This is a genomic window from Pseudomonas sp. (assembly GCF_002796985.1).
Classification (GTDB): Bacteria; Pseudomonadota; Gammaproteobacteria; order Pseudomonadales; family Pseudomonadaceae; genus Pseudomonas.
Window position 1 is genome coordinate 138960 of the sequence record NZ_PEKX01000004.1, and the last position, 11498, is coordinate 150457.

An 11498-nucleotide genomic window follows, 5' to 3' on the forward strand; every position below is an offset into this window, starting at 1 on the left:
ACATTCCTATACCTGACCGGGCAAAAGCGTGGCGAGGGTATCGCTGAGCATCCGCTGCAGCACCAGCCACAGTCCCACCAACAGGACGGCAGCTACCGCAACATGCAGCCAGGTAGCACCCAGCCAGTGGCGCAATCTGCCGCCGCTCGCGCGGACCAGCAGCGGTGCTTTTCCAGTGGCAGCGAACGGTTCTACCTGCGCGTTCAGGGCGCTCAGGAGGTTTTCACGCTCAGGGGTATCCAACTGATAGCGACCGAGGAAGCCCAGCATCAGCACACGCTGATAACAGGTCAGCACCCGCAAGTCGGGTGCCGGTTCAGCCAGAGCCTCGCGCATGTCTTCGTACAACTGGTCGCCCGCCTGGAGGCGGCTGAAGAAATGCGCCTGCAACGGCTTCGCCGACCACAGATCACGGGACGTCGGTGTGGCATGGCGCATAACCGTCTCGTCCAGCAGGGCGCATTGCGCATAGCAGATCTGATTGATAGTGCGCTGGCTCGCGCCGGCATCGATCAGGCTGTTGCGGCAGTGCTCGACCTGCGCGGCGCAGTGTTTCCACAATGCGTCACCGTCCTGCGTCACGGCACCTTGCTGCAACTCCACGACCAGCAGGTAGCTGTCCTGCAGCAGGGCATCGATATCCACGGAGAGGGATTTCCCAGGCATCTTTGTCATGAGCGCAGCACCGCGAACAGGTCAAGCTGGACCTCCCCGAGCGTGCCGGGGACGTAAAGGGCACAGAAGCCGGACGAGAGCATCACGCGCGCCTTTGGATGGGCCAGGTCGAAGGCAAAGTACTGGTTGCCGAGGCGCATCGGAATGGCTGCCGGCACATGGCTCAGAGGCACCAGCGGAATGCCATCGAGCGCCACGTTGACCAGGTGATCGACATCATCCGGAGCTCCCACCTTGCACAGCCGGGGGAACTGGCTCTGGACTTGCGCGGCAGGCAGGCTGGAGCGCACCGACAGATAGAAATTGACGCCATCGGCATCGCGCAGGCGACCATCGTTCAATGCCACTTGCCAACGGTGCGCACTGGGCTTCTCGAGATCCAGCACGATCACACGGGATGGCAGGCTGGCTTCCAGTAGCGACGAGATCAGCCCGAACAGCGGAGGGAACACCAACTCCAGTTGCTCATGCCGATAGCCGGGAATGGCCGCGATGTCATGCTCCAGCGAAAACGTCAGGAGGCTGCCCGCCAACTTGGCCAGCTCCCGATAGACCAGCTCCGGATGCCGCCCGGGATGCGCCAGGAGGTCAGCCAGTATGGCGTGGTAGCTGTTCAGAGCATTGAGCAGCCAGAACAGCGAGACGTCGGCCACGGCGAAGTCGGCCATGCGCTGGTTGCTCTCGCGGCGCATACCCATGAGGCGGCTGCGCTTCGCGGCCAATTGGGTCATCAGGTTGTCCAGTTGCTCGATCAATTGAGGCTGTGCGGCGAAACTGAGCAGCGGCGGGACGAAGCGGCTATCGAGTGCCCACACGCCCTGCCCATCGCGCATGACCCGCGCCACCGGACAGGTCAGGTACTCGGCGTTTTCATCGCTGTCCAGGCGCAAGGACAGGGCGTGCTCCAGCACCGCCATGGACTGGGCTTCGTCGCCGTAGAGATCCTGAATCTCCTTCCATTCCTGGCGATAGCGAACCGGCTGTGACGCCTTGCCTTCGCTCATCAGGCAGTTGCCGCCGTTGGCCTGCTCCAGCGGTAACGCCAGCAGCACGGTAGCGACGGAAACCTCGTCTTCGGCGAGCCGACCAAGGTCCATTGCGGGCGGCAATCTGTCGGTCCTGTCGCTGTCGATCAGCGTTCCGTCCGCCAGCCGCACCTGCAGCCGGACAGCCTTGAGCTTGCCCAGCCGCAGTGCGTCATGGTCGAACAGTGCAGCCTGTACCCCCCAGGGGTGGATCCACGACATGTGCGCCACACACTCGTTGGTCCAGGCCTCCCAGCGTGCCTGTTGCTGGAATTGCTGCGGGGACAGCAATGCCCCCGCAGCCCATAAGGGGCGGTCGATCTTCATGAATGACTTCCGTGGCGATGCTTAGGCTTTCGCCTTGGGCATCTGCGAGACCAGAGACAGGTTGACGTCCATGCCTTCCACCTGGAAATGCGGGATGGCATACAGCTTCACGCGGAAGAAGCCCGGGTTGTCCTCGATGTCCTCCACTGTCACCCTGGCGTCACGCAGCGGGTGCGAAGCCTGCAGGTCGTCGCTGGGGTCGGTCATCTCGGTCACCAGGCCACGGATCCAGTTGTTCAGCTCCAGTTCGAGCAGACGACGGTCCTTGGTGGTGCCGATGTTTTCGCGCTGGATCAGTTTCAGGTAGTGGGCGATGCGCGACAGCAGGAAGATGTACGGCAGGCGCGCGTTGATCCGGCTGTTGGCGGTGGCGTCTGCGGTCTCGTAGAGCGCCGGCTTCTGCGCCGAGTTGGCGGAGAAGAAGCAGGCGTAGTCGCGGTTCTTGTAGTACGAGAGCGGGATGAAACCGAGGTTGGCGAACTCGAACTCACGGGTTTCCGGAATCATCACTTCCGACGGGATCTTCACCTGGTTCCCGGTGCCCAGGTCATACAGGTGAATTGGCAGGTCGGTGACCGCCCCGCCCGCCTGCGGACCACGGATCTGCACGCACCAGCCGTTGTTGATGAAGCTCTTCACCATGTTGCTGGCGAACGCGAAGGACGCGTTGGTCCAGAGGTACTTGTCGTGGTCTGGCCCCTTGACGCTCTCGACGTAGTTGAAGCTGCGCACCGGCACGGTATCCGGGCCATACGGCAGGCGCCCGAGTACGCGCGGCATGGTCAGGCCGATGTAGCGGGCATCATCGGAGTCACGGAAGGACTTCCACTTCAGGTATTCGGCGCGATCGAAGTAGTTGCCGATGTCCTTGATTGCCGCCACTTCTTCCATCGTTTCCTTGCCAAAGAAGGCTGGCCCGACGGCACCAATGAATGGCATGTGGGCGGCAGCAGCCACCTTGGAGATGTTGCGCAGCAGGGCGATATCCCGCGGACCACGGTCGAACTCGTAGTTGGAGATAGCAGCCGCGATGGGCTCGCCACCGGGTGTGTCGTATTCCTGGGTATAGGCATGGACGTACAGGCCGCTCTGGGCGATCTCGGGGGCGTCCTCGAAATCCTGTACCAAATGATCCTTGCTGATATCCAGCAACTCGATGCGCACGTTGCGGCGGAAGTCGGTCTGGTCGATCAGTGACTTGACGCCACGCCAGGTGGACTCGACGCGCTGGAAATCCGGGTGGTGCATGATCGCATCCAACTGGCGGCTGATCTGTCCATCCAGTTGTGCAATGTGCTCGTCCAGCAGGGCCTTGTCGAGGCGTTCGACCCTCTGCGACGAGCGCTTGAGCAGGTCGAGGAAGACACTGACAGCGGCAGTGACGCGCTCATCGGCGGAAACATCGGAGAGCGCATCGGTATTCTGGTAGATATCGATGTCGGTCAGCGACGTCACCGGGCTGAGGTTGATCTTGTCGAACAGCGTGGCATAGACACCCTGACCATCACGGGTCAGTACGGTGTTGCCGGCGGCGGTACTGGTTTCTACGGACATGTCATCTCTCCTCAATGTTTTGCGTCGTCGTGCGGAGCCAGTGCGGCCAGTTCGGCGCGCAGCTCGCTGCTCAGGGCGTCATCCTTGAGGATGCGCTCCAGCTCACGGCGGAAAGTGACGTTGTCCAGGAGGTTCGACTTGAGGTCGCGCAGCAAGTTGCGCATTGCCAGCAGTGCGCGCAGCTCAGGCAACTGGCGGGCAACCTGTTCGGGCTCGAAGTCCTTTATGTGGCGGAAAGTGAGTTCGACGCTGGCATCGGATCCATCGTTGGCCAATGTATTGGGAACCGCCAGTTTCAGGCTGGGATGAAACTCCTCCAACACACTATTGAAGTTATTCTTGTTGATATTGACCTTGCTGCGCTCCGACAGTGGCCGGTGCTCCCGGCCGTCACTGTAATCACCCAGCATCAGCAATTTCAGCGGCAATTCAACTTTCTTTTGTGCGCCACCAGTATGCAGGTCAAGCTTTATGTTGACGCGAGCCTTTGGAACTTCATTCTGGAAACTATCGGACGCCATAATCACCCTGCCTTACAATCCCTTTGTTAATGCAAGCACGCACCGCGATCAGCATTAGAAATGCTGACCGATATACGCGACGAATCGGAAACTGGAGTCACCTCAAACGTCTGAACTATTAATCAGATGCCCTGGCAATCCCATAAGACCTGCCTGAAATATTCAGACTTTCAAAAACCCATAACCACACTCTTTCCGTCGAAAACCGTTCAAGACTGCCATGAACTTTTCTTAATTCAATCCTACCTACGAGGGTTAAATACATTTAGGAAATCGCCTACACCTCGGGATATGGAATCGCTTCGAACAAGTAGAGTTTCAAACTCCTGGGAGACAATTTGCCGCAAGAAAAATCAGCACTGCTCAGTTTTCAACCGAAGAGACTGAGCCAATATCTCGCCCGGATCAGTTCGAGCAGAATCCACCACCCAGTCACTACCTTGCCGACGACAACGGCTCAGCAACAAGCACCACTCTGCCGTGTTCATGCACGGCAACACGCCGCTGACCGAACGCCTCCTCAAGCCTGCACTGGTGGACACCGAAACCGACATGCGCGAGATGCCGCTGTACGTGACGACCCTGCCGCAGCGCTTCAGCGACTACGGCGGCACGCTGCTGAAGATCATCCGGGCGCTGCTGAACATCGTCATCCTCGCCAGCGGCCTGTACCTGTGGCTCGGCCAACGTCGCACGTCCATCGAGAAGCGCCTGGCGGAACGGGATTCCGGCGGTCTGGCGACAGAGGTCAAGGCATGGGACGCGGACTCTGGATGATCTTCCGCTGGCCCGTCGCCCTGGCCTTGCTGAGCACCTTCGGGCTGCTCTCGGTCCTATTGGGCAATGGAGTTTTCGACATGCTGTCGTGGATTTCCCTTGGTGTTCCGCTGCTGCTGATCGTCTTTGTAGGGATGAGAATGCCCCGTCGTCCCAAGGAGCCCCGCTGAAATGACCGCCATGCCGCCCCAGGCGCCTACCCTCAACCTTCGCCCGCTGATGTTCGAGACCTTTGTCTGCACGGTGGCGGTGATGTCCTTCGTCGCGCTGATCGGCCCGGTCGCGCGCACCCTGGGCCTGGCTCCCTGGCAGGCGGGAATGACGGTGACTGTCGGCGGCATCGCCTGGATGCTCATGGCGCGTGTCTGGGGTATCGCCAGTGACCGCCTTGGCCGCCGCCGCGTGCTGCTCAGCGGCCTGGCCGGCTTCGCGGTGACCTATGCGCTACTCTGCGCCTTCATGGCAGTGGCACTGAATACCTCGATGCCGCCGTTGCCGGCCTTCATCGGCATCGTCGCGCTGCGCGGGCTGGCGGGAGGTTTCTATGCCGCCGTTCCGGCCTGCTCGGCGGCACTGGTAGCCGACCAGGTGAGCGCGGACAAGCGCGCCTCGGCCATGGCCGGGTTGGGGGCGGCCAGCGCCGTAGGCATGGTGATTGGCCCAAGCTTCGCTGGCCTGCTGGCCATGCTCGGCCTAGCGCTGCCGCTGCTGCTCACTTGCCTGCTGCCGCTACTGGCCTTCGCCGTCTTGTGGAGATGGCTGCCTAATAGCCAACGCGTCAGCGAGCGCAAGGGCTCGGTCCTGGCGATCACCGACAAGCGCCTGCGCCGCTCGCTGACCCTGGGCTTCATCGCCATGGTTTGCGTGACCGTGGCGCAAATGACCGTCGGTTTTTTCGCCCTCGATCGCCTGCAACTACCGCCCGCCGATGCCGCCCGCGTCGCCGGCATCGCGCTCACGTCGGTAGGCGTGGCGCTGATCTGCGCGCAGATGCTGGTGCGCAAGCTGGAGTGGGCGCCGCTGCGCCTGATTGGCGTGGGCGGCAGCGTCTCCGCGCTGGGCTTCGCTACGGTGTGCTTCGCCGTGGCGCCTTGGATGCTCTACGCCTCCTGCTTCGTCGCTGCCGCCGGCATGGGCTGGGTCTTCCCGGCCGTCTCGGCGCTCAACGCCAACGCCGTGGAAGCCGATGAGCAAGGCGCTGCCGCTGGCAGCCTGGTGGCCGTGCACGGCCTGGGCATGATCAGCGGCCCGCTGCTGGGCACCCTGCTGCACCAGGTGGACAGCCGCGCGCCCTATGTACTGGTCGCCGCGCTGCTGCTGTTCGGCGTCGCCTGGACCGTGCTACCGCGCAAGGGCGCCGCTGCATGACTCTTGCCGACATCCTGCTGCTGGCCCTGCTCTCCATCGCATTGCTTGGTTGGTGGCTGCGGCGTCGGCCCTTGACGTTCGTCGCCAATCCTGCGCGGTCTGCCACCCTCTGTTTGGCGAGCAGACAGCCATCGCGGACAGAGTCAGCTCCTACATGGGAGGCACCGGCGCAAATCCAGCCCTCTCCCTGAAGGGAGAGAGCGCTGCCCGTGCCAGATGACGCCTGGGTCTCAACCTGCACCAAACGGTCCCCTCTCCCGCTTGCGGGAGAGGGCTAGGGAGAGGGGCTTCTGATCTTGCAGGAACAGACTCCTTCCGCGATTTTCCCACCCCAGGCCCCACTCCTGGCGATGGTTGCTGGGCTCAGGCATGCCAGCAGCGATACCAGCCGTCCTGCTCGGTGACCTTCAGCGGCGCCTGGTACAACGCCGACAGGTGCTCGCTGGTGAGAATCTCGGCCTTAGGCCCATCGGCCACCACCCTGCCGTCAGCGATCAACACCACGCGTTCGATCTCCGGGATGATCTCGTCGAGGTGGTGGGTAGTGATAATCATCGCGTGCTCCGGGCCGCAGAAGCGCCGCAGCAAGGTGAGCATCTGCAGGCTGGCGCCCATGTCCAGGCCGTTGGCCGGCTCGTCGAGGATCAGCGCGCGCGGTTCGTGGATCAGCGCCCGGGCCAGCAGCAGGCGACGCTTCTGGCCGGTGGACAGGCGCTGAAACATGCGTTCGGCATAGCCGTCCATCTCCACTGTGGCGAGCAGCTCGTGGGCTTTCTCGACCTGCTCCGACGTCGGCTGCAGGTGGCCGTGGCTGCCAATAGCGCCGAAGAAGCCGGAGATCACCACGTCCAGCGCCTGGGTGAAGGGTGTGTAGTCTTCCTGCAGGTCCTGGGAGACGAAGCCGATGCGGCTGCGCAAATCCCACAGGGTGACGTTCTGCAGGCCGAACAGGTCCAGCGAACTATCGGGGCGGTCGACCGGATAGAGTTCACGGCTGATCAGTTTGAGCAGCGTGCTCTTGCCGGCGCCATTGGGGCCGAGGATGGCGACCTTCTCGCCTTCGCCGATGTACAGGGAGAAGCCATCCAGTACGCGGGTCTGCTGCTGGTAGGCTGTGACATTGTTGAAATCGATCATGGAAGGGTCAGCTGACAGCGAAAAATGAGAACCTCTTCTACCATGCTCAGCCCATCAGGGCAGCCACTTCGCACTTAAGCAGACGCTAACCTGACTTTGCCAGCGTGCCGGAAGTCCCACCTGACCAGGGGTGTAAAGCCAATGAACAGACCGACTTCCCCCACGCTGGACGATGATATCTGCGTCCACATCTTCTCCGTCTCCGCCACCATGGTCGGGGTCTGCCTGACGGTGATCGGCATCATCCGGGTGGTGGTCACCCTACGTCATCAGAACCTGATCTTCGACGACCTGGTGGCGGTGAACCTGCTGTTCTACCTCGTCGCGGCCTTCTGCTCCTACTGGAGCCTGCGCACCCACCGCCTGAGGCGGGGGCGGCGGATGCTGCATGTGGCCGACACGACGTTCCTCATCGCGCTCGTCTTCACCGCGATCAATGCCGCGGGCATCACCTGGATGATCTCCGTCTACCCCGGCCAATGATCCAACATGAGACGGCTCAGGGAATCAACTGGTGCAACGCCCGACGCAGGCCTTCCGGCAGGTTCACTGGCCGGCGTGTTTCGTGATCGACATAGACATGGACGAAATGCCCCTGCGCCGCAGCCTCGCGCTCGCCCTCACGGAACAGGCCGATTTCATAGCGCACGCTTGACGAGCCCAGTTTGGTCACCCGCAACCCGGCATCCACCACATCGGGGAAGGCAATGGGTTGAAAGTAGTTGCACTGGGTCTCCACCACCAGGCCGATGACCTCGCCGCCTGCAAAATCCAGCACGCCTTTGCGCATCAGGTACTCGTTCACCACGGTGTCGAAGTAGCTGTAGTAATTGACGTTGTTGACGTGACCATAGACGTCGTTGTCCATCCACCGAGTCGGGATGGCGAGGTAGTGGCGGTAGCTTTCACGAAGGGTGGCGACGGGTTTCATGGGAGTCACTCTGAGCAGACGATGGGGATGGGTCTCGGCGGAACGTTCCGGATGCCTGCACCGCAGGCATCCGGGCTCACACTCAGGCCGTCGCCTTGCCGTATCGACGGACGCGGATATCGGCCTGTTCCTTGTGCCCGGCAAAGCCTTCCAGGGCGCACAGGCGCGAGCAGTACTCGCCTACCAGAGCCGAGGCCTCGTCGGTAAGTACGCGCTGATAGGTGCAGGTCTTGATGAACTTGCCGACCCACAGCCCACCGGTGTAGCGCGCGGCCTTGCTGGTAGGCAGGGTGTGGTTGGTGCCAATGACCTTGTCGCCGTAGGAGACGTTGGTGCGCGGGCCGAGGAACAGCGCGCCATAGTTGGTCATGTGCTTGAGGAAGTAGTCCGGGTCGCGGGTCATCACCTGGACGTGCTCGGAGGCGATGCGGTCAGCTTCGCGGATCATTTCATCCACAGAGTCGCAGAGGATGATCTCGCCGTATTCTTCCCAGGCCACGCGGGCAATCGGCGCGGTTTCCAGCACGGCCAGCTGGCGTTCGATCTCCGCCGGCACGGCACGGGCCAGCGCCTCGCAGTTGGTCAGCAGGATCGCCGGCGAGTTGGGGCCGTGCTCGGCCTGCCCGAGCAGGTCGGCGACCGCCAGTTCGGCGTCGCAGGTGTCGTCGGCAATGATCAGGGTTTCGGTCGGCCCGGCCAGCAGGTCGATGCCCACGCGGCCGAACAACTGGCGCTTGGCCTCAGCGACGAAGGCGTTACCCGGCCCGACGATCATGTCCACTGGGGCGATGCTCTCGGTGCCCAGGGCCATTGCGGCGATGGCCTGCACGCCGCCCACGCAGTAGATCTCGTCGGCGCCGGCCAGGTGCATGGCGGCGACGATGGCCGGCGACGGCTTGCCATTGAACGGCGGCGCGGCGGCGATGACGCGCTTGACCCCAGCGACCTTGGCGGTCAGCACGCTCATGTGCGCCGAGGCCACCAGCGGGTACTTGCCGCCAGGAATGTAGCAGCCGACGCTGTTGACCGGGATGTTCCTGTGGCCCAGTACCACGCCCGGCAGGGTTTCCACCTCGACGTCGCGAAGCGCATCGCGCTGTACCTGGGCGAAGCGGCGGACCTGGGCCTGAGCGAAACGGATGTCCTCGAGCGTTTCCGCCGATAGCGACGCCACACAGGCATCGATTTCTGCCTGGCTCAGGCGAAAGCTCTGCGGCGCCCACTTGTCGAAGCGCTCGGAGTACTCCCGAACAGCCAGGTCACCACGCTCGGTGATGTCGGCGAGGATCGAGGAAACGGTGTCGCGCACCTGCGCATTGATTTCCGACTTCACTTGCTGCGGTTTGGAGTGCTTCAGATGTTTGACCATATCGATTACCTGCTGGGGCGGATGACGGTTATTGCGCAGACGAGCACCACCACCGCGCGGCCCTTGGGCTACGCGTGGAGGTGTGATCAGACGCGGAAGGAAATCAGTTGGCGGTGGCGGGTGGCGTCAGCTTTTGCAGCTGCATCAGGGCGCGCTTGACCTGCAGGCTCTGGTAGTTGATGTTCGCCGGGTTCAGGCTGGCGCCCTCCTGGAAGGGGTACTGCGGGATGGTCGCCATGAACTTCTGGATCTGTGCCTGCACCGGGACGAACAGCCACATCTGGTCCGCCGCCCAGCGCACGGACAACGGTGATTCTTCGCGGGCGGTTTCGAAAGGATCAGCCTTCAGGTTGGTGATGATGGGCCAGTTGGTGACCTTGCGGGTACCGCTGCCAATCGAGCCATCGACACTTGCGAAGGCTACCTTCCAGTCCTTCCAGCGCAGGGCGTTCAGCTCGCCGTTCTGGGAGAAGTAGAAGTACTCTTCACGGGGGCTTTCCTTCACCTCGCCCTTGAAGAACGGCAGGAAGTTGTAGCCGTCCAGGTGCACGCGAAACTGCTTGCCATTGAGCTCGCGGCCCTTGGCCAGTTCGGCCACCAGATCCGGGTCGCCTGCAGCGGCGGCCAGGGTCGGCATCCAGTCGTTGTGCGCAATCAGATTGTTGAAGTGGCTGCCCGGCTTGATCACGCCCGGCCATTTGACCAACAGCGGTACGCGATGCCCGCCTTCGTTGGAAGTACCTTTTTCCCCGTGGAAGGGTGACGAGCCGCCGTCCGGCCAGCTGACCTTCTGCGCGCCGTTGTCGGTGGTGTAGACGATGATGGTGTTGTCGGCGATACCAAGGTCGTCGAGCTTCTTCAGCAACTCGCCCACCTGCCCGTCATGCTCGACCATGCCGTCGGGATAGAGGCCGATGCCGGTCTTGCCCTGGGAGTCCTTCTTCAGGTGCGTCCAGATATGCATGCGGGTGGTGTTGAACCAGACGAAGAAGGGCTTGTCGTCCTTGTGCGCCTTCTCGATGAAGTTCTCCGTCGCCTGGAGGAACTCCTGGTCGACGGTCTCCATGCGCTTGCTGCTCAGCGCGCCGGTATCCTCGACCTTGCCATCGGCATAGGAATGGATGACCCCGCGCGGGCCGTACTTCTTCCGGAATTCCGGGTCCTTCGGGTAGTAGTAGGTCTCGGGTTCTTCCTCGGCGTTCATGTGGTAGAGGTTGCCGAAGAACTCGTCGAAGCCGTGCTTGGTCGGCAGGTGCTGGTCGCGGTCACCCAGGTGGTTCTTGCCGAACTGACCGGTGGCGTAGCCCTGCTGCTTCATGGCGTCGCCGATGGTCGGTGCCCAATCCGGGATACCGTGATCCGAGCCAGGCATGCCGATGGTCAGCAGACCGGTGCGGAATGGGTGTTCGCCAAGAATGAAGGCCGAGCGCCCGGCAGTACAGGACTGCTCACCATAGGCATGGGTGAACAGCGCCCCTTCACGGGCGATTCGATCGATGTTGGGGGTCTCGTAACCCATCATGCCCTGGTTGTAGGCACTGATATTGAAGTAGCCGATGTCGTCGCCGAAGATCACCAGGATGTTCGGCTTGTCAGCTGCCCCCGCCAGCAGCGGCGCCATCAGGAACACCAGACCGCCCAGCCATCGTCTTGCAAGGTTCATCAACGCACTCCTCGGTGTTGTTATTCGCAGCCGCAACCTAACGCAATGCAAGCTCATGTCTGCAAACCTAGCCAATTCCCGGCAGCCTGCCTTCCACTCCTGAGGAGTGGGTCCCCCCAAACCGGCAGGGAGCCCATCCCACTATTCCGGG

At 62.3% G+C, this 11498-nt stretch carries 11 protein-coding genes and 1 pseudogene; 4 read left to right on the forward strand and 8 right to left on the reverse strand.

What is annotated here, in order from left to right:
- Nucleotides 1–6: 6 nt before the first annotated feature.
- Genes tssL through tssB form a run of 4 tightly spaced genes read right to left on the reverse strand, consistent with a single transcriptional unit; the run spans nt 7 to nt 4102 of the window.
- Entirely contained in the window at nt 7–675 is a 669-nt protein-coding gene (gene tssL / locus CTR55_RS03595) for a type VI secretion system protein TssL, short form (protein ID WP_296284180.1), read from the reverse strand.
- Nucleotides 672–2027 (reverse strand): type VI secretion system baseplate subunit TssK, encoded by a 1356-nt coding sequence (gene tssK / locus CTR55_RS03600; protein WP_296284181.1) that lies wholly within the window; start codon nt 2025–2027, stop codon nt 672–674. Before tssK ends, tssL begins: the two co-directional genes overlap by 4 nt.
- A gap of 21 nt (nt 2028–2048) precedes the next feature.
- Nucleotides 2049–3581, reverse strand: coding sequence for a type VI secretion system contractile sheath large subunit (gene tssC, locus CTR55_RS03605; protein WP_296284182.1), 1533 nt, complete (start codon nt 3579–3581; stop codon nt 2049–2051).
- An 11-nt stretch (nt 3582–3592) separates the two neighbouring features.
- Nucleotides 3593–4102: a type VI secretion system contractile sheath small subunit gene (gene tssB, locus CTR55_RS03610; protein WP_296284183.1), complete on the reverse strand. Its 510-nt coding sequence runs from the start codon at nt 4100–4102 to the stop codon at nt 3593–3595.
- A 453-nt stretch (nt 4103–4555) separates the two neighbouring features.
- Here tssB and CTR55_RS03615 point away from each other — a divergent pair.
- From CTR55_RS03615 to CTR55_RS03625, 3 genes and pseudogenes are all read left to right on the forward strand, one after another.
- Nucleotides 4556–4879, forward strand: a pseudogene (locus CTR55_RS03615) (PepSY domain-containing protein); the annotation flags it as partial.
- Nucleotides 4858–5049: a hypothetical protein gene (locus CTR55_RS03620; protein ID WP_296284184.1), complete on the forward strand. Its 192-nt coding sequence runs from the start codon at nt 4858–4860 to the stop codon at nt 5047–5049. The pseudogene CTR55_RS03615 and the gene CTR55_RS03620, both read left to right, overlap by 22 nt.
- A 1-nt stretch (nt 5050) precedes the next feature.
- Nucleotides 5051–6247 (forward strand): MFS transporter, encoded by a 1197-nt coding sequence (locus CTR55_RS03625; RefSeq protein WP_296284185.1) that lies wholly within the window; start codon nt 5051–5053, stop codon nt 6245–6247.
- Nucleotides 6248–6610: 363 nt separating this feature from the next.
- Here CTR55_RS03625 and CTR55_RS03630 read toward each other — a convergent pair whose 3' ends face one another.
- Complete coding sequence (locus CTR55_RS03630) at nt 6611–7384, reverse strand: ATP-binding cassette domain-containing protein (protein ID WP_296284186.1); 774 nt, start codon at nt 7382–7384, stop codon at nt 6611–6613.
- Between the two features lie 141 nt (nt 7385–7525).
- Here CTR55_RS03630 and CTR55_RS03635 point away from each other — a divergent pair, with 141 nt between their 5' ends.
- The gene (locus tag CTR55_RS03635) at nt 7526–7867 is read left to right on the forward strand and encodes a hypothetical protein (RefSeq protein ID WP_296284187.1); all 342 of its coding nucleotides are present in this window, start codon (nt 7526–7528) and stop codon (nt 7865–7867) included.
- Between the two features lie 16 nt (nt 7868–7883).
- On the opposite strand, the gene CTR55_RS03640 is transcribed toward CTR55_RS03635, so the two are convergent.
- From CTR55_RS03640 to CTR55_RS03650, 3 genes are all read right to left on the reverse strand, one after another.
- Nucleotides 7884–8315, reverse strand: a complete 432-nt coding sequence (locus CTR55_RS03640) for a thioesterase family protein (RefSeq protein ID WP_296284188.1) — start codon at nt 8313–8315, stop codon at nt 7884–7886.
- An 82-nt stretch (nt 8316–8397) separates the two neighbouring features.
- Entirely contained in the window at nt 8398–9684 is a 1287-nt protein-coding gene (hisD, locus tag CTR55_RS03645) for a histidinol dehydrogenase (RefSeq protein ID WP_296284189.1), read from the reverse strand.
- A gap of 103 nt (nt 9685–9787) precedes the next feature.
- The gene (locus tag CTR55_RS03650; protein WP_296284190.1) at nt 9788–11347 is read right to left on the reverse strand and encodes an arylsulfatase; all 1560 of its coding nucleotides are present in this window, start codon (nt 11345–11347) and stop codon (nt 9788–9790) included.
- Between the last annotated feature and the right edge of the window lie 151 nt (nt 11348–11498).